This is a genomic window from Pseudomonas sp. FSL W7-0098, assembly GCF_005930585.1.
In the GTDB taxonomy this organism is placed as follows: Bacteria; Pseudomonadota; Gammaproteobacteria; order Pseudomonadales; family Pseudomonadaceae; genus Aquipseudomonas; species Aquipseudomonas bubulae.
Window position 1 is genome coordinate 42,293 of the sequence record NZ_RXHW01000016.1, and the last position, 19,295, is coordinate 61,587.

Sequence of the window (19,295 nt, forward strand, 5' to 3'; positions counted from 1 at the left end):
CGGTCAATCCTCGAAGGTGTGACCGCAGCCCAGAGGCGCCGCGCCACTCAATACATATTCGGCCACACGGGCCTTGTGCAGCGCACGGTCGCCCCAGGCACTGTCCAGTGCCCAGGCGCGCTTCATGAACATTTGCAGGTCGACTTCCCAGGTGTAACCCATCGCCCCATGCACCTGGATGCCGTGGCGGGCCGCCAGCCAGCTGGCTTCGCAACTGGCCAGGCGCGCCTGGGACACCCACACGGCGGCATTCGGTTCATTGTGTGCCAGGGCGTATGCGGCGCGGTACAGCACCGGTTTGGCGAACTCCAGCGCAGTAGCCACGTCGGCCAGATGATGCTTGACTGCCTGAAAACTGCCGATGGGCTTACCGAATTGTTTGCGCTGCGCGGCGTAGTCCACCGATAAATCCAGCATGCGCTGAGCCAGCCCGAGCAACTGCCCGGCCACCGACAGCGCGCCACGATCAAGGGTTTGCGCCCACAGCTGGCGGCCCTGTTCGCCCTGCGCCACCAGGGTGGCTGCGCCGGGTTGCCAACTGACCTGCGCCAGGCGCCGAGAGGCATCGATACTGGCGTGATTTTGCACATCCACCTGGCTACGCGGCACGGCGTGGACTTCATCGCCATGGGCCAGCAGCAGCAAGTCAGCGTGGGCGGCATCGGCCACCAGCGGATTGACCGGGTGCCCGATGGCCACCCGCAAACTGCCGTCGGCAATGCGTTCCAGCCATTCGCCGCGACGGGCTACGCCGTCATCCAGCCCGGCGATCAGCGCACTGGCCACATAAGCGGTATCACCCAGGGAATCAGGAATGGCGTAGTAACCCAGTTCCTGGGTCATCAGGGCCCAGGCCACATCGTCCATGCCCAGGCCACCGAAAGCTTCGGGGATCGACAATGCGGTCAGGCCCTGCTCGGCGATCTTGTTACGCAAATCCGGGGAGCGACCGACATCGGTTTCCCAGATTTCACGGAGCATTTCGGGGGCCGCTTCGGTCATCAGAAAACGGCTGATGGCCTCGCGAAAAGAGATCTGGTCTTCGGTAAAGGTAAAGTCCATGCCCGGCCTCACTTCGGCAGGCCGAGCATGCGCTCGGCGATAATGTTGCGCTGGATCTCGTTGGTGCCGGCGTAAATAGGCCCGGCCTGGGCGAACAAAAAGCCGTCCAGCCAGCTGTAGCCGCCCTCCGATTGACCGGTCAGCTCGCCACTGGCGCCGAGAATGCGCATGGCGGTTTCGTGCATGCGCAGATCCAGCTCCGACCAGAATATTTTGTTGGTGCTCGACTCGGCGCCAATCTGTGCCCCGCGGCTCAGGCGGCCCACGGTGTGGTACGCAGACAGGGCGTAAGCCTGGGCGTCCGACCAGGCCTTGCACACCGCCTCGCCAAGGCTCGGATCACGATCGGCGCTGGTGCGGTTGGCCTGGTACAGCTCCACCAATTTGCGCGCCGTGTATTGAAAACGGGCCGGGGAACGCAGCAGCAGACCTCGCTCGAAGCCGGCAGTGGCCATTGCCACATGCCAGCCCTGGCCTTCATCGCCAATACGGTTTTCCAGCGGGATGCGCACGTCATCAAAGAACACTTCGGCAAACGCATCCTTGCCGTTCAGGGCCTTGATCGGGCGTACGGTGACACCCGGTGCATTGAGCGGCACCATCACGAAGGACAGCCCGTGATGGCGGCTGGACGACGGATCGCTACGGAACAAGCCGAACAGCCAGTCGGCAAAAATCGCTCGTGTGGACCAGGTTTTCTGGCCGTTGAGCACGTAGCTGTCGCCATCGCGGGTGGCCTTGCTGGTGATAGCGGCCATGTCGGAACCTGCGTTCGGTTCGGACCAGCCCTGGGCCCACATGTCGGTACTGGCGGCCATGCGCGGCAGAAAACGCAGTTTTTGCGCCTCGGTGCCGAACTCCATCAGCGTCGGGCCGAGCAACAGCTGGCCGTTCTGATTGACCCGCATCGGCCCGCCGGCGCCGTAATATTCCTCTTCGAAAATCAGCCACTCGATCAGGTCGCAGCCGCGCCCGCCCAGCTCGGTGGGCCACATGACCATCGACAGACGGTTTTCGAATAATTTGGCTTCCCACTGGCGGTGTTGCTCGAAGCCCTCGCGGGTATCGTAGCTGGCCAGCGGCGTGGTCGGCAGGTTGTCCGCCAGCCATTGGCGCACCTCCTGGCGAAAAGCCTTTTGTTTGGGGGAGTAGGTCAGATCCATCGTCAGCTCCTCAGAAGTTGGCGTCGCGTTTTTCAACGAATGCGCGGCGGGTTTCGGCGGAGTCCGTGCTGTTGTAGGCCTGCAGCGTGAACCCCTGTTCCCAGCGGTATTTGTCTTCCAGGTTGCCGTCTTCGATACCGTTCAGGGCCTCCTTGGCGATGCGGATCATGTCCGGGCTTTTGCTGGCGATCTTGCGGGCAATTTGCAGCGCGGTTTCACGCAATTGCTCACGGGGCACCACGCGCTCGATAAAGCCGTATTGCTGGGCGTCAACGGCACTGATCTTGTCGCCGGTCAAAAACAGATAACGGACTTTCTGCACCGGGAACAGACGCTGCAAATGCGCCCCGCCGCCCATGGCGCCGCGATCCACTTCGGGTAAGGCAAAACTGGCGCAATCGGAGGCAACGACAATATCGGCAGCGCCGGTAATACCGATCCCGCCACCCAGCACATAGCCATGCACGGCAACAATCACCGGCACCGGATTGCGGTGAATGGCCTTGAAGGTGGCGTAGTTGCCGGCATTGACGGTCACGATACGTTCGGGGTGGGCGTCCAGTTCCTTGATATCGACCCCGGCGCAGAAGCCACGGCCCTCGGAGCGGATCACGATGACTCGCACTTGCGGGTCTTGCCCCAATGCTTCGAGAGTACGTGCCAGATCGAGCCATTCCTGGCTGTCGAGGGCATTGACCGGTGGCCGGTCGATCACCAGTTCAGCGACGCCCGCGTCGATACTGGTCTGAAATGCGGTATGGGCTGCGCTGTTCACATGTGCTCCTGGATTGGCAAAAAAACCATGGGAGCAGTATGGGAAGGCGCGCGAGGCGGATCATCGTCCGTTGAGACTAAACATAAGACACAGAGCCACAGGCGCACGCCCGTATAGCCACAAGTAAATGCCCGCGGCAGCGATCAATCATCATTAATTAATCACACCCTACGCCATAAGAACTAATGAACTTACGTTTTACTTGGATATTTCACTCAAACAACACAGCACTCTCTTATAAAAACAGATCAGCCGCCCCAGCAGAAAATAACAAAGCTCAAACAATACAACTTGTTGCCATAGCCTGCACTTACAGAAGGAACTTATACAAGCAGGATTATTCACTCAACTATCAAAGGAAGAAAGCCGCAAGATCGCAAGACCAAAGCCACTTAAACGTTCGCACTTGGCTACTTCAACCATCCTGAAATTCTAATATTCTGATCCAGCTTGACCAGCCGGGGGTCGAAAGCCCATTCCAGCCTGATGACAAACGCCAGATATCTGGACGGAATTCAAACTTAATCATCCTCGGCCGATTGGAAAACACTCTGTTTCCACAAATGCATGTTCCTTTACACCTATTATACAACAGGTAAACAAAATGTTAATAAACAAAACCGCTCTGGTTGCTGCGGCAGTAATGGTGTTCGGTGTTTCCAGTGCATGGGCTGCCGACAGTACAAGTACCCAGATTAATATCAGCGCCACTGTTCCAAGCACTGCTTTCTATGCACAAGCCTCTAGCCCGACCTTCGGTCAGGCTGAAGTAATGGGCTATGACATCGGCCAAAACAAAATCAACAGCCTTCGTGAAAACTTCACCTACAAGAGCACAGGCGGTGCATTGCGCGCGTATATCGATGGCGGGCCACGGGCGCTGTTCAACGGTAACACCGCACACAACATCCCTCTGACCACCAAATTCAACGGTGTGACCCTTACGGCTGCAGCCCTGGAGGTGGCAACCGCCCCCGCCTCCGCCGCAGGCGGTACTGCAGAGCTGGAGGTATCTGCTGGCGCCATACCAACAGGTGCCTCTGGCAATTTCAGTACCGCATTTACCGTGATGTTCGACAGCACGCCACCCACCCCCTGATCTGCCAACACCGTTGATTCATCTGGCGATACCCGCGCCCGGCCGGTTTTCGACCGGGCGCCTCTTCTGGATTGACTGTCCGTTATTAGAGTATTGCGTTTATGTTCCCGATGACTCGCATCGCGGTGACGCTGGCCTTGTTGTTCCCTGCAGCATCAATGGCAGCCGCAGAAGTCAGTACACCCCGAAGTTTGCTTGCCCAGGCCAAAGGCTTGCCGGCTGACTTCGAAGAGCACCTTTTCGATGTACCGCTGGCCGTTCAGGTCGAGCGCAACTCGCAACTGGTGGGTGAAGCCATGGTCGTACTGACCCGCGATGATCGTCTGACCCTCCTTGAGTTCACCGACTTCAACGCCAGCCAGATTCCGGCCAGTGAGCGCGACACCTGGTCGGAGTTTCTCCAGCAAGGAGTGCAACTGGGAGCCTGCACTGGCAAATGCCCCGAACAGTTAATGGCGGTTCATTACAACCTGGAAAACTCCATGGTCTCGTTGCTGACCGCCAGGGCGGAACAGGATTATCAGAAGAGCCGCTATCACGAACTGCCCAGCGGCGGCAGCGGCGGTTTGATTGTGCGCAATCAGCTAAACCTCACCGCCGGCCAGCGAGAGCAAGTTGACGGTCGTTATGGCCTGGAGGCCAGCGGCAGCATCGGCCACTGGAGCCAAACGCTCAACCTGCAACTCACACGCATGGATGGTCCGGACCAAAGTCAGCTCAAACATGCTGTCTATGAAGCCCACACCCAGCGTGAACTGGAAGGTACATTTCTGCGCCTGGGCTATTTCACTCCAGGCTCCGAAGGTTTGACCCGGCAAATTCGCACTTTTGGCGCCAGCCCCGATACCACAGTGGGCATCATGTATGGCAGTTCCGACAGCCTGGTCATCGATCAAGCCAAACCCGGCGTATACCCGGTGTATGTCACCGCCAGTCGTCCGGCAACGGCACAAATCTACCGCAACGGCCTGTTGATCAATTCCCAGCTGGTTGCCGCCGGTTTGCAGAGCCTCGATATCCGCCCCTTGCCCAGCGGTATTTACGAAGTCGAGGTTCGCCTGGTCGAAGACGGCCGAGTTAGCAGCACGTCTTCGGAGCTGATCTATAAACCGTCCAACTGGCGCAACTACGACGACCCATGGCGCTATAACCTGTTCGCCGGACGCGAAAGCAAACTGCTGAGCAACTGGGACGACCAGGCCACCGGCGACATGACCGCCGGCGCCTCGCTCAATTACCTGCTGCACCCGCGCGCCATCCTGGGTCTGTCTGCGCGCCAGGTAAAAAACAGGATGCAATGGGGCACCGCCATTGACTGGACGCTGGCCAGCAATCTCACCTTTTATGCCAATCTTTACAAGACTCAAAGCTACGGCACCGGTGTCGACTTTAACGGCCAGTACCACTACGGCCTCGGCAATGTCGTGTTCAACCACAACCGCAGCTGGCTCGACACCCGTAACACCTACGAAACCCTGCCGGACGGCACGCGCCTGCGCACAAAGTCCAGCTATGTGGGCCAGACCAGCACTACCGCCCTGTCCCTGAACCATCGCTTCGGCCTGCAAAGCACCTTGAGTGCCCGCCTCTCCCACAGCAATGGCTATAGCCGCGGCTACGGCCTGGACGTGGGCTGGGCGCAACCCACGCACCTGTTTGGCAGCGACGGTAACTGGCGTTTGTCGGTCTTTGATCGACCCGGCAGCCTCAGTTCCGGCAACAAGCGCAATCGCGGGGTCGACCTGAGCATCAGCCTGGCCCTCGGCGGCCCGGGTGAACGCTGGTCAGCCAGCCTGGGGTCACGCACCGGCCGGGACGGTGAGCGTGACAACAATGCCTCCCTCAGTTACAGCAAAAATATCGAAGGCCACGTCCTGCAAAGCGTGGCTGCCACCGCAAGTACCGATACCTACGGAGTGGGCGTCAATGGGCGGGCCACCTTCCTGACCGACAGCCTCAGCGCCGATACCTTTGTGCAACGCTCGTCTTATAACGGCTACCTAAGCGGTGGCCTTAACCTGGACAGCACCATCGCCCTGAGCGGCTTGACCATGGCCATGAGCAGTGAGCCCTCCGGGCGCGGGGCCGGAATGATCGTCGACGTCGAGTCCGATATCGCCAACATTGCCTTGCGTGCCGATGACCTCAGCGGTGGCAGCACCATGCTGCGCCCCGGCCGCAACTATATTCCCCTCACCGCGTACGAGAGCAGCTCAGTCAGTTTCGACTTTCAGGGCAACCACGTGCCCGCCGCTGCGATCCAGCCACCTCGCGCCCGTTATCACCTGAACAAGGGCGGCGTGGGCTACCGCAAGATCAACGTGGTGAATACCGTCACCGTTCTTGGCCGCTTGATTGACGCGGACGGTAACCCGCTCAAGGGTTATCACATCATCAACACCACCAGCCGCGGCATCAGTGAAGTGGACGGTTTCTTCTCAATGGAGATGAACGCCGGCACTCCCACTCTGGAAGTGCGCAAGGACGAAGCATTACTCTGCCAATTCCGTATCGACATCACCAAAACCCTCAGGCAGAACAATGTGCTGGAAATCGGCGACCTGCGTTGCCATCCCGACACGTTGGCAGAATCGGCTAATAATGTTGAGGCAGCAGGATGAAGCGGAACAATCTAGCGGACTTCAACGTAAAGTGTTTATTGAGTCTGGCACAAAGCCGCAGGCTAAATCGGATGGCAAAAACCGCTGCCGGTATTGTATTGATTTTTGTTTGTGGCCTTGTTGCCCCGCCCAATACTCACGGGGTAGAGATAACAATAAATGCAGAGTTCAAACCTGACCCCGCCTTTCCCAATCGCAATGTATTTACGAATAAAACACCGAATACCGGTCAATATTGCTATTACAACCCTGCTGACTGCGCTTCCAAAGGCGTGTTCGGCATCGCCGCCCCCGTAGTTTTCAGGTCTGCGGTGCCTGTAGTAGCCAATCACACAGATCCGCGTCAAGGTGCGATGGTGACAATCCCGGGAGCATGGCGGACATTAACCGTCAGGCACAACCAGACTCTGGAAACAGAGGAAGTGAAGATCCGTATAACCGGTTTTGGTACAGTACTGAGCATTGACCCCGACACCGTACACACCCTGGTTCCTGGTGCGACAAGCTGGGGGGACGGGCATAACAAACTGTGGTCCGGAAGTAACTGGTCGATACCGCCGTCACCCTGCACCAGAAAATCGACGCCCCTCTACACCGGTGGAAATTTTTGGTTCTTTTGGGGAGCACCGGAGGCCGATGTAACCTGTGCCAAAAAGGCACTTTACAACATCCCAAAGTTGGCATACCACTCTTTGGACTTCGCCTACGAATTAAAGACACCTGATCCATTAGGCATGTCAGCAGGTGACTATTCCGGAAACTTGGCTTACACAATAGGGCCTTACCAGGATTTCGACATGGGTGATTTGTTGATCCCTAACAGCTCCGTGCTGAATCTCAATTTTATCCTGAACGTTCAGCACACCTTAAAAGTTGATATCCCCCCGGGCGGTAATAGGGTCGAGCTGGTTCCCAAAGGCGGCTGGTATCAATGGTTGCTCATAGCTCGAGTACCGGAAACACTTGCCAGCGACCAATCCTTTAGTGTTTCCGCCAGTTCACGTTTCAAGATGCTATTGAGCTGCGAAAGAGTCATGGGCGACACCTGCGCACTCAGCAACAACGTGAGCCACAACGTGCCGATCAATATATTTGTCAGTCTGCCCGGCGGCATTACCGATTCAAACGGCGCTTCGATCACCCGTAAGCCCTTGCTTACAAGCGGCCAGGGTACTGAACTGTTCCAGCCCAGCCGATATGTGGATGGAAAAACCGGGGTACTGCACTTCGAAATCGAAAAGAAATACGTGAATGAAATGCTCGACCAGGAAGGCACCTATAAAGGAAATGTGACCGTCATCTGGGATTCGGAAGTTTAAGGCTCCCGGGTAGTAAATAGAGAAAACAGGAACTTACCATGAAACTTGCAAGTGCCATACTCAGTCTATGGGGTATCTCATTGGGTGCCATCGCGGGCCCCAGTATCAACGTCGGAACCGTCTTTGACTATATGGATGGCGATAAAAGCACCTATTTGAAGCGGGTGTATAACGGCGGCGGCAGCACCGCCTTTGTTCGCGTTTCCATACTGGAGATAGTCTACAAAGCCGACGGCACTTCAGAAGAAGTACCGCTGAAAACCCAAGGCAATGCAGCCATGCGTGATGGCCTGATCGCCAGCCCGGCACGGCTGATAATCCCTGCCAGCGGCACCCAGGGCACCCGCCTGCTGTTCAAGGGGATACGAGACCAAGAGCGGTATTTTCGCGTGCGTTTTGTGCCGGTCGTGCCGGAAAAAGAAGATGAATTTGCCCTTTCCACCGAAGAAACCGACGTCTATAAAAAGACCCTGTCGGCCGGGATCAACGTGCTCGCAGGCTATGGCACCTTCTTTGTTGTACGCCCTGAAAACGCCGGTTTTGATACCCAGATAAACGACACCGCACAACAGTACTCAGTCAAAAACAACGGCAATACCATCATGCTGCTTGATGAATTCAAAGACTGCTCCGTCCAGAACCCGCTGGAGTGCGAGCCCGTTACCAAAAACCATATCTTGCCGGGTCGCCTGTTCAGCTTTACCAAAAAAGCTGGCCGTCATTATCGCTTTATCCTGATTGAGGGCAGTAACAATAAACCCATGGAGGTTAAAGGCTGATGCATCTATCTGCGTGCAAAATCTCATGCCTGACTGTCGCGGCAAGCCTGGCACTCTGGATGCAAGCGGGGTTTGCAGCGCGCGAAGAACACATCTTTGAAGTGAGTGTCACTATTCCGACCCCGGACTTCTATATATTGCCCGTGGAGTCGCAGTTTCTAGAGCGCACACAAATAATGAAGTGGAACCTTGCCCGCGGGTATCTGGAGCCCCTGCAGGCGTCATTCGATGTACGCAGTCGCAGTGGCGCCATTACCGCACGCCTGGGCCATGAATCAATGCTGTCCAACGGAAGGGATCTGATCAGCCTGCGGGTCAAGTTCAATGGCCACGAACTTGCGCTGACCGACACAGTGGTCGTGCCCGACAACGAAGCCAAAACGGGTTACAGGGTTCCCTTACGAATCGAGGCGATCAAGCCTGAAACAGGTTTTAAGCCAGGGGCATACTTTGGCAGTGTCCAAATCATGTTTGATGGGCCGACGCCTTCTGCAGCTCAATAAACAGCACTCAGGTAATAGCATGAAGAATAAACCCTCCAGGGCCTCTGTCATTGATTACAACCCCACTCCTTTGAATAACGTACCATTCTCAATATATCGGCAAACTTGTGTATTGGCCATTTTTGTATTGACACTTGGTTTTCTTCAGCCTGTGTATGCTGCGAACGTCAATGTGCGGGCCGAGTTCAAGCCCGACCCGGCACTTCCACACCAAAATACATTCACAAACAAAACACCCAGCAATAGCCACTACTGCAGCTACGTGCCTCAAACCTGTATCAATAAAGGCATTATCAGCATTTCCGCCCCTATTTCCTTTCGCAACTCCAGCCGGATAATTGCCAACAACCCAGACCCCAGGCAAGGCATGATGATTCGGGCAAACAGTGATTGGCGTACTCTGATCGTCACCCATGCTCAAACGCTGGAAACTGAAGAGTTACAGGTTCGTATCACCGGCATTGGAACATATACATCTATCGAACCACAGAACATCCATACCTTGGTACCCAATGCAAGCAGCTGGTCGGATGGTCTCAATAAATTATGGGTGGGAGGTTATTTATGGCGGGGGGCTGGCACCTGCATTGGTGCGACGACATTCGTCGCTAACTGGTTCGGAATCCCGATCTACTGGACAACACCTGTTTCCGGAGCAACCTGTAGTAGAGCAGCACTGTACGACATCCCCAACTTCACTTATCGAACCCTGGACTTCTCTTATGAAATGAAGACGCCCAACCCACTCGGAATGTCATCGGGTGATTATAATGGTGAAATCAACTATACCGTGGGGCCTTACCAAGACATTGACATGGGAGACAATATGCTCCCCAGCGACAATATACTCACGATCAAATTCCTGCTTAATGTCCAGCACACCCTTAAAGTGGATATTCCACCCGGCGGCAATAAAGTAGAACTGACACCCAAGGGTAGTTGGCAAGAATGGATGCAAAATGGCCGCACGCCCGAGAAACTTTTTCGGGATCAGCCTTTCATGATTTCTGCCAGCTCACGTTTCAAGATGCAACTGGCCTGTGACCGGTTGGTAGGCGATACCTGCGCAATCAGCAATACCAGCAGCGGCCACTCAGTTCCAGTCGATGTTCTGGTCAGCATGCCCAATGGCATCGGCAATGATGATGACTCCTCGGTCTCTCGAGAACCCCTAAGGGCTTCAACTGGACTGCTGTTCAAGTCCACGCACTATGTCGATAACAAGCCATCCACGCTGCATTTTGAAATACAAAGGCAGCATGTCCTGCAGATGTTGTCCGAGCAAGGCAAGTATTCCGGGAATATCACGGTAGTCTGGGACTCCGAAATCTGACTCGGGCTAATCAAACGGACTAGTCCGGCTCAGGGATTGCACCCGTGCTGCGCGCTTTCATGCTGGCGCCTTGATCCGTATTTTTACGACGAGGCCCATATGGAGCTTGCCCTGACAGACGAACAGCGAATGATTCAGGCATCCGCCGAACGTTTTTTGAACCAAGTGGCCAGCTCCGCTGCGGTGCGCACGGCCATGACCAGCGATCAGGGGTACGACACCGCTACCTGGGCGCGAATGGCCAGGGAGCTGTATTGGCCCGCACTGGCGATCCCCGAGGCCTATGGAGGTCTTGGCCTGGGCTTTGTCGAAGTCAGTCTGCTCCAGGAACAGCTCGGGCGCTGCCTGCTGCCCACACCATTCTTTGCAACCTGCTGCCTGGCCACCCCTGCCCTGCTGCTCAGTCGCAATGAAGCACTCAAGGAACGCTGGCTGCCGTTGATTGCCGCCGGTGAGATTCGCGCCAGCCTCGCCTACACCAGCGCGCCTCGCTGGGACGACAGCGCCGTGCAGGTGTATGCGCAGAGCCATGCGGGGGGGTATCGCCTCAATGGCGAGTATCACTATGTGATCGATGGCAGCGATTGCCAGCTGTTGATCATTGCCGCACGCACGCCGGGCAGCGTCGGCGAAGCCGGTATCCGCCTGTTTGCACTGCCTGCCGATACTCCCGGGATTGTTTGCCAGTGGCAACCGACACTGGATCAGACCCGCCGCCTGGCTACCATCACCCTGAACGATGTAGTCGTCCACGACGATCAGTTGCTCAGCGAACCCGGGCAAGGCTGGCCGATGCTGCGCGATGTGCTGCAGATAGCCTGTGTTGGCCTGGCGGCCGAGCAGACCGGTGGCGCACAGCAGTCGCTGGACATCACTCTGGCCTATATCAGCGGCCGCGAACAATTTGGTCGCACTATCGCCAGTTTCCAGGCCATCAAGCACCGCTGTGCCGATTTGATGCTGGCCATCGAATGCGCGCGCTCGGCCAGTTACTACGCTGCCTGCATTGCCGCCGAGTGCCTGAATATCGATGGTGATCCGGGTATCCGTGAGCAACTTGGGGAAGCCGCGGCCACTGCGAAAATTTTTGCCAGCGAAGGCTTTTTCCAGTGTGCCGCCGAGTCCATCCAGTTGCACGGTGGCGTGGGTTTTACCTGGGAATACGACCCGCATCTGTATTTCAAGCGAGCCCGGGCAAGTGAGCAGATGCTCGGCACCCCGGCGTTTCATCGCGAGCAATTGGCCCGGCAGATTTTCGGAGAGTGCACATGAATATCGGTTTTAGCGCAGCAGATGAGCAGTTTCGCCAACAGGTTGCGCAGTGGATGCAGCAGCACCTGAGCGGTGACTTTGCAGCTTTGCGCTTTCGCGGTGGCCCGGGGGATGAGGACTTTGCTCCCGGGTTGCGCAAGCGCTGGGAACAGGTCTTGGCCCAAGGCCACTGGGTGGGTGCTGGCTGGGCCACCGAGCATGGCGGCCGTGGCTTGAGCATCAGCCAGCAAGTGATCTTTTTCGAAGAGTACGCAAGGGCGGGTGGCCCGGGACGTATGGGCCATATCGGCGAAGGGCTGGTAGGGCCGACGATTGCGGCCTTTGGCAGCCAGGAACAGCAGCAACGTTTTTTGCCGCCGATACTGGCGGGCCAGCACTTTTGGTGTCAGGGCTACTCCGAACCGGGTGCCGGGTCGGACCTGGCCAATATAAAGACCCGCGCCAGTTTCGATGAAGACCGCGGGCAATGGTTGATCAGCGGGCAAAAGGTCTGGACCTCACTGGCTCATGAATCGGACTGGTGCTTTGTGCTGGCACGTACCGAGCCGGGAAGTGTTGGCCATCGCGGCCTGTCGTTCTTGCTGGTGGAGATGGACCAGCCGGGTATACGGGTACAGCCGATCCGGCAATTGACCGGTACCAGTGAATTCAACGAGGTTTTTTTTGATCAGGCGCGGGCTTCGGCAGACAACCTGATCGGCCAACCGGGTGATGGCTGGAAAATCGCCATGGCGCTGCTGGGGTTTGAACGCGGGGTATCGACCCTGGGCCAGCAAATGCAGTTTCAGAATGAGTTGGACGAAGTGGTGCGTATTGCCAAGGCCAATGGTGCGGCGCAAGACCCGGTGCTGCGCCAGCGCATCGCACAGGCCTGGAGCGGCTTGCGGGTGTTGCGCTACAACTCGTTGCGCATGTTGTCCGGGGTACAGGATGGCAGCCTGCGGCCTGAAGCGACGATCTACAAACTGGCCTGGTCGACCTGGCATGTGGCCCTGGGCAAGCTGGCGATGGATGTACTGGGGCCAGAGGCCGAGTTGCTGGCCGGGGCGCCTTATGAGCTGACACGGTTGCAGGCGCTGTTTCTGTTTACCCGTGCGGATACCCTTTATGGCGGCAGTAATGAGATTCAGCGCAATATCATTGCCGAACGAGCGCTGGGGATGCCGCGGGAGGCCCGGTAGACGGGCTGAGAATCACAAGCCCTCTCATCCCGCCCCTCTCCCTCCGGGAGAGGGTTGCCGTGAGGGCCCGGGTCAAAAGGTGTACTTGCCATTGAACGACAGGTAATCCCGATCCGCCATTGTCCGTCCCTGGGCAATATCGGCCGAACTCAAATACGCCACATAAGTCAGCCCCAGCTGAAAGTTGCCCAGGTACTTGAAATCACCACCCACTGTCAGACGCTTTTCAGCACGGCCCAACCCCGAATAGGCACTGCCGTCAATGTTCTGGGTCCAGGTGGCCTTGGTGGTCAAGTCCCAGCCGTTGAATACGCTGGGGTGATCGAAATAGGCACCGATCCCCAACAGGCTTGAACCCCGTGTTTGACCGTCATACACATATTTATTGAAAGTCCCGTCCGTGCCCGCCCCGCCACCGCTAATGGTCAGGTCATCCACGCCCTGGATGCGCTGGTGCACCACCTCGGTCATCAGGGTGGTCTGCTGCGCCATAAACGTCGGCCCGATCATGTACACGGCATTCAGGTTTCCCTGCCACACCTGCCCCCGCGCCGGCGCACCGTTGCTCAGGTACACCGCCGCGCCGTCGCGATAGCTCAGATCACCGGCGAATTGCACCGAATCACCGGCTTTGGTGGTGAAACTGATGCCGGTGAGCTTGATGTTGTCAAAGTAACCCAGCTGGTAACTCGGGCCATTGCCGTTGCCACCCACTTTGTTCAGGGACGAGTAATGGGTCTGCCCGGTAAAGTCGAAGAACAGTGCCGGGACGCGGTCGTGATAACGGTAATGAAACAGCCCGACCTCGGTGTTTTGCGTCACCCGGTATCGGGTGCCCAGGCCCCACTCGCCGCTGTCGCCCGGTTTGACCGAGCCGGCGTAGCCGACTGCGGCCCCGTTGGGCAGGTTGTCGACGATGCCCGGGGCGAGCCGGAAGAACTCGGCCCCCGGGCCAAAGGTATCGCTGCCAAAGTAGTCGCCCACGGGGTTGAGCTGGGTTTCTTCCCACTTGTACTGGTAGAACCCGAGCAGGGTCAGGTCTTCGTTCACCGACCACGCGCCCGATATCTGCCCCACCGGCAAGTAGGCATCCTTGGCTTCGGTGCCGGGCACGTTGAACTTGGTCGAATCCACCGGTGCCTGGCCCTGGCTGATGTTGGGCCAGAACAGGCTCTCGCCCCAGGCCACCAGATGCCGCCCGGCCTTTAGTGACAGGTACTGGTCGTCATTGACGGTAAAGTCGCCATACACATAAGCATCCAGCAGCCGCGCCTTGCTGCCGCTGAGTTTGCGCGTGTCCAGGCTGAAGTCGTTGTAGCGTCCGGTCTTGTTCACCGTGTCCGGTGAGTCGTTGTCGTTGCGCTGGTGGTAGACCTCGTCATAGAAATGACTGCCGCGCACCACGGCGCCGAGGTTGTCGTGCTTGAGCATCAACTCGCCAAATACGCTGACCCGGTTGTTGATCAGCGAGCCGCGCTTGATGTTGCGCGTGGCATCATCGTAGTTGATGTTGTTCAGGTATTCGTGATCCGGTTTTGCGGTACGCATCGAGGCCGTGTAGTTGACGGTCAGGGAAGAGTCGAGGGTGGTGTTTTCGCCCAGCTCGAGGGTAGGTGCCGCCAGGGCCAGACCGCTCAGCCCCGACAATAAACCGGTCCCGACAACACGCGTGTATTGCTTGAACATGCCTTGCTCCTTGTTATTGTTGTTTTGCTCCGCCCGGCCACCTGCGCACAGGCAGGGCCCGTGGCAGACAGCAGGATGGCGTCAGGGCGTTACTTGCCGGCCCGACGTGCCGCTTCGGGGCCAAAATCGCCAGCAGCAAAACCGCCTTTGTTCAGCACATAGCCGTTGCGTTGTTCGTTGATCAGGTTGAAGGCCAGATAACTGCCAGCGTTCAGGTCGTGATACAGGCCAACACCGGCCTGCCAGGTTTGCGTTTCCGGGGCATAGAAGTAATTGACCATCGAGGTGCGCCACAACTCGCCGCGGTTGTCGTAGTTGTCACCCATGATCGGGAACCAGCTGTCTTCGTCGATATACAGCGTGCGCTTGCCGTACAGATGGCGGTTACCCGGCTTGAGCACACCTTCGAGCACCCACACGCGATGCAGTTCGTAACGCATGTGGTCGGGGTTGATATGACCGGGAGTGAGCATGCTCGCGTACTTCAGGTCACCGGCGTGCAGGCGCGCAGTGTTGTAAGGGATATACAGCTCTTTTTTACCGACGATGTTCCAGTTATAGCGCTGGGCCGAGCCGTTGAAGATGCGTACTTCGTCGACAGTGATCGAACCGCCGGAGCCCGGAAAGGCCATGTCAAAACCGTAACCCGGCGACTGCCGCACACGCCGCGTACCCGGATCGTAGCGCCAGCTCTGGCGCGGCTCGGTCTTGTCGTTCCAGTACTCGGTACCGGTGTTGATTTCACCCTTGTCGCGCTGTGGCAGCAGGGTTTCGTTAAGGTAGAAAGACGAATTGCCCACCGTGTCGCCAATCTTGCCCGGCTCCAGCCCCGGCGCCATGTTGCGCGAGTGCACGCGGCCCCAGTTGATATTGCCATCCTTGAGCACATAGGCGTTGTCCGAAGTGTATTCCTCGGTCCAGGCACGCACGGTAAACAGCGAGGCATTTTTCAGCAGTTCAATACCGTTTTGCGGTATCGGGAATGCTACCCCGCCAGTGCGGGCAACCACGCCTTCGCCGTCGTCGACCAGTTTGGCGACCGAGGCATTTTCCAGGGTGGCCTTGCACACCGTGTCAGAAAAACGAAAGTCACGGTGCGAAGGGTAAACCGGCATGCGGAATGTTTGCGGATAGAGTTTGAACAGGGCCTTTTGCCCCTCGGACAAGTGCCCGTCGTACTGACTGAGGTTTTGCGCGGTGATCACAAACAGCGGCTTTTCGTTGGGGTAAGGGTCTACGGGATGCTTGCCCGTGCCCTCGAACTTCATCCCCGGTGCCGCGCCCAGCCATTGGCCGCCAAAAGCAGGGATGGTGCCTGCGGCGTTGCCCGCCTTTTCGGCGCCGACGCAGGTCAGGTCCTTGCCCAGCCGGGTGATCTGGTCGGCAGGGGCCTGGGCCAGCGCCAGAGCACTGTAACCCTGCAATGCCAGGGCAACTGACAGCCAGCCGCCCATATGGGTGATGCGTCCCATGGAGTTCTCCTTTTTATTGGTCATGCACATTTACTGGTGGGAGCGGGCGTGCCCGCGATTGGATCGACGTGGTCTGGCTGATACATCGCGGCGCCTGAATCGCGAGCAAGCCCGCTCCCACCTGAAACCTGGCGCCCACTCACGCTCTGGCTGATTGCGCAATCGTGAGCATCGCGGGTTCCACCAGCGGCTTGCCCAGGTTGAACCACGCAGCCAGTGCCGGCAGCAGGAAGATCGCCCCCAGCACGTTGACCATAAACATGAAGGCCAACAGCACACCCATGTCGGCCTGGAACTTGAGGGGCGCAAATACCCAGGTGCACACCCCCAGCGACATGGTCAGCGCGGTAAACACCGCCGCCGTGCCGCGCTGGCACATGGCGCGGTAGAAGGCTTCGCGCAGGTCATGCCCCGCGGCCATCTCATGCTCGATGCGCTCGTACAGATAGATGCCGTAGTCCACCCCTACCCCCACACCCAGCGCCATTACCGGCAAGGTCGCGACCTTGAGGCCAATACCCAGCAGGGCCATCAGTGCATTGCACAGCACCGCGACAATCGCCAAGGGCACCAGAATGCACAGCACTGCGCGCACCGAGCGAAAGGTCAGCAGGCAGAACAGCGCCACCGACACAAACAACGCCGCCAGCATCACCACTTCGGCCTGCTTGACCGCTTCATTGGACGCCGCCATCACGCCGATATTGCCCCCCGCCAGCTTGAACTCCACCCCCGGCACGGCAATCGCAGCGATAATGCGCCTGGCCTCATCCAGCACATGGGCCACGGTGGCGCCTTCGTGGTCGGTCAGGAACACCAGGATCTGCATTTTCTGGCAGCCGTCCGTCACCAGCCCCGAGTCCGGTGAATAGGCGTAGGCGCCCTGTTGCAAGCCCTGGGCGGAACCGGGGATGGCCGCCCAGCGCGGGTTGCCTTCGTTGTTGCCGGCAATCACCTGCTTGCTCATCCCCGCTACGCTCTGCACCGATTGCACGCCGCGGACTTCACGCATCTTGAAGTCGAATGTTTCCACCGCTCGCATGACGGCCGGATCCAGGCAGGCTTCACTGCGATCGCGAATGGTCAGAAACACCGAAAGCACATCCAGGCCGATGGCGTAACTGCTGATGATTTTCTGGTTGTCCTGGTTGTAGCGCGAGTCGGCCCGCAGCTCCGGCGCGCCGGTGCCGATATCACCAGTGGCCAGTTCGCGGGCCTTGATCGCGCCTGCCGCCAGCAGCAGCAGGCTCAGGGCAAACACCCAGAGTGCCGGTACCGGTGTGGCCAGCGCCGACAATCGCCACCACAGGGGGTGACGCGAGCTGGCAATGCGCGCCCTGGCCGTCATCAGGTGCGGCTCGAGTTGCAGATGGGCGATGAGCAGCGGCAGAACGATTTTGTTGGTGATGATCATCAGCATCACACCGATACAGGCCGTGACGCCCAGCTCGTGGACAATGGGGATATCGATCAGCATGATCACCCCGAAACCCAGGGCGTTCATCAATAACGCCAGCGCACCGGGAATGAAAATCTTGCTGAAGGCCACCTTGGCCGCACTCACCGAATCACTCCCGGCGAGCACTTCCTGCTTCCAGGCGTTGGTCATTTGCACGGCGTGGGACACACCGATGGAGAAGATCAGGAACGGCACCAGAATCGACATCGGGTCGATACCCAGGCCCAGCAACGGCAGCAGGCCAAGCAACCAGATCACCGGCAGCAAGGCGACAAACAGCGCCACCAGGGTCAGGCGCAACGAGCGTGAATACAACCACAGCAGCGCAGCGGTGATCAGAAATGCGATGGCAAAAAAGCCCATCACCGTGTTCAGCCCTTCGACCACGTCGCCGACCAGTTTGGCAAAACCCACGATATTGATTTCGATATCGTCGCTGGCGTATTTGGCGCGGATGTCTTCCAGGCCACGAGCAATTTGTATGTAGCTTACGGGCTGGCCGGTCTTCGGATCGATGTCCTGCAGGTCAGCGCGCACCAGCGCGGATTTGAGGTCATTGGCCAGCAGCCGGCCGATCTGCCCGGAGCGCGCGGCATTACTGCGTACCTGTTGCAAATCTGCGGGGGTGGCGGCGTATTGCGGCGGCACCACCAGATCACCGACATAGCCGTCTTCAGTGATTTCGATATAGCGCACGTTGGGGGTAAACAGCGAGGTGACGCTGGGGCGGCTGACCCCGGAGAGATAAAACACGTCATCGGTGACGTTTTGCAGGGTCTGGAGGAACTCGGGGTTATAGATATCCCCCTCGCCTTTCCAGTGCACGCTGACCAGCAGGCGATTGGCGCCGGTAAAGATACGGCTGAAGTCCAGGAAGTTGATCATGTAGGCATGGCGCACCGGTATCTGCTTGTTGAAACCGGGGTCCAGGCGAACCTGGGTGGCGCTGTAGCCCAAGGCCAGGGTGAGCAACAGAAAAAAGCCGAGCAAGGCTTTGCGCCGGGCCATCAACTGCTCGGCGCAGCGTTGCACAGCCGATGACAAGACAAAAGCGCCCATGCTCGCGGTCCCTCGCACACTGGTTGAAAGTAGTCGCGATAATCAGACGGGGCCGGGCCTTGAACATCGTCCGTAAGGGTTAGGCTGTTTGAGGGATGGGGTAACTGCCCCTGTAGCTGCCGAGGAACGAAGGCTGCTGCTACAGGAACACTGCAACTGTGGGAGCGAGCCTGCTCGCGAAGGTCGTTCGCGAGCAGGCTCGCTCCCACAATAGGGCTTGACCTGCAACAGAGTATCTACAGAGATTGCGCAGTACACGCGAACCGAACAGGCCGGCCGGTCGGCCGCCTCGGGGCGCAGTGTTTTTGATCTGCCAGCCCTCCCGGGAGGCCGAGAGGAGGTGCTGAGGAGTGGGTCGACCGGCATGGATACCGGGAGAGCCGCGACGGGGCCATGGATGGCCCGTGGCGGCGTGCCCACGGAGCAGGTCCGGAGCGAGGGAACCTGAGCGCAGCGAAGGCCGTACGATGGGGCGAGGACCTTTTGGTTCCTTTTGGGTCCTTCCAAAAGGG

The 19,295-nt window shown here is 58.2% G+C and carries 14 protein-coding genes; 8 read left to right on the forward strand and 6 right to left on the reverse strand.

The features are described 5' to 3' along the window. Window positions 1–3 precede the first annotated feature (3 nt). Genes FHL07_RS22790 through FHL07_RS22800 form a run of 3 tightly spaced genes read right to left on the reverse strand, consistent with a single transcriptional unit; the run spans window position 4 to window position 3,000 of the window. On the reverse strand, window positions 4–1,062 hold the full coding sequence (locus tag FHL07_RS22790) for an acyl-CoA dehydrogenase family protein (RefSeq protein ID WP_095002412.1): 1,059 nt from the start codon (window positions 1,060–1,062) through the stop codon (window positions 4–6). An 8-nt stretch (window positions 1,063–1,070) separates the two neighbouring features. Next, window positions 1,071–2,225 carry an acyl-CoA dehydrogenase family protein gene (locus tag FHL07_RS22795; RefSeq protein WP_095018869.1) on the reverse strand — a complete coding sequence of 385 codons (1,155 nt, stop codon included), beginning with the start codon at window positions 2,223–2,225 and terminating at the stop codon, window positions 1,071–1,073. A 10-nt stretch (window positions 2,226–2,235) separates the two neighbouring features. Then, window positions 2,236–3,000 (reverse strand): enoyl-CoA hydratase family protein, encoded by a 765-nt coding sequence (locus FHL07_RS22800; RefSeq protein ID WP_095002410.1) that lies wholly within the window; start codon window positions 2,998–3,000, stop codon window positions 2,236–2,238. A gap of 604 nt (window positions 3,001–3,604) precedes the next feature. Here FHL07_RS22800 and FHL07_RS22805 point away from each other — a divergent pair. From FHL07_RS22805 to FHL07_RS22840, 8 genes are all read left to right on the forward strand, one after another. Next, a complete protein-coding gene (locus FHL07_RS22805) occupies window positions 3,605–4,099 on the forward strand; it encodes a CS1 type fimbrial major subunit (RefSeq protein WP_232527604.1) in 495 nt (164 codons plus the stop codon). 101 nt (window positions 4,100–4,200) lie between these two features. Continuing rightward, a complete protein-coding gene (locus FHL07_RS22810; RefSeq protein WP_138738938.1) occupies window positions 4,201–6,720 on the forward strand; it encodes a CS1-pili formation C-terminal domain-containing protein in 2,520 nt (839 codons plus the stop codon). Between the two features lie 71 nt (window positions 6,721–6,791). Continuing rightward, window positions 6,792–8,039, forward strand: coding sequence for a hypothetical protein (locus FHL07_RS22815; protein ID WP_238705579.1), 1,248 nt, complete (start codon window positions 6,792–6,794; stop codon window positions 8,037–8,039). Between the two features lie 38 nt (window positions 8,040–8,077). Further along, window positions 8,078–8,818 (forward strand): pilus assembly protein, encoded by a 741-nt coding sequence (locus FHL07_RS22820; RefSeq protein WP_095024488.1) that lies wholly within the window; start codon window positions 8,078–8,080, stop codon window positions 8,816–8,818. After that, window positions 8,818–9,321 carry a CS1 type fimbrial major subunit gene (locus FHL07_RS22825; RefSeq protein WP_232527606.1) on the forward strand — a complete coding sequence of 168 codons (504 nt, stop codon included), beginning with the start codon at window positions 8,818–8,820 and terminating at the stop codon, window positions 9,319–9,321. Before FHL07_RS22820 ends, FHL07_RS22825 begins: the two co-directional genes overlap by 1 nt. Window positions 9,322–9,340: 19 nt before the next feature. Beyond that, window positions 9,341–10,654 carry a hypothetical protein gene (locus tag FHL07_RS22830; protein WP_130871656.1) on the forward strand — a complete coding sequence of 438 codons (1,314 nt, stop codon included), beginning with the start codon at window positions 9,341–9,343 and terminating at the stop codon, window positions 10,652–10,654. A gap of 99 nt (window positions 10,655–10,753) precedes the next feature. Next, window positions 10,754–11,926, forward strand: coding sequence for an acyl-CoA dehydrogenase family protein (locus FHL07_RS22835; RefSeq protein WP_095018863.1), 1,173 nt, complete (start codon window positions 10,754–10,756; stop codon window positions 11,924–11,926). Beyond that, a complete protein-coding gene (locus tag FHL07_RS22840) occupies window positions 11,923–13,107 on the forward strand; it encodes an acyl-CoA dehydrogenase family protein (RefSeq protein WP_095018862.1) in 1,185 nt (394 codons plus the stop codon). Before FHL07_RS22835 ends, FHL07_RS22840 begins: the two co-directional genes overlap by 4 nt. 72 nt (window positions 13,108–13,179) lie before the next feature. Here the strand turns inward: FHL07_RS22840 and FHL07_RS22845 are convergent, their stop codons facing one another. The 3 genes from FHL07_RS22845 to FHL07_RS22855 all read right to left on the reverse strand — a co-directional run bounded on the left by FHL07_RS22845 (window position 13,180) and on the right by FHL07_RS22855 (window position 18,783). Beyond that, on the reverse strand, window positions 13,180–14,793 hold the full coding sequence (locus tag FHL07_RS22845) for a DUF1302 domain-containing protein (RefSeq protein ID WP_138738940.1): 1,614 nt from the start codon (window positions 14,791–14,793) through the stop codon (window positions 13,180–13,182). Window positions 14,794–14,882: 89 nt separating this feature from the next. Continuing rightward, on the reverse strand, window positions 14,883–16,265 hold the full coding sequence (locus FHL07_RS22850) for a DUF1329 domain-containing protein (RefSeq protein WP_138738941.1): 1,383 nt from the start codon (window positions 16,263–16,265) through the stop codon (window positions 14,883–14,885). Between the two features lie 139 nt (window positions 16,266–16,404). After that, on the reverse strand, window positions 16,405–18,783 hold the full coding sequence (locus FHL07_RS22855; protein WP_095025085.1) for an efflux RND transporter permease subunit: 2,379 nt from the start codon (window positions 18,781–18,783) through the stop codon (window positions 16,405–16,407). Window positions 18,784–19,295: the final 512 nt, after the last annotated feature.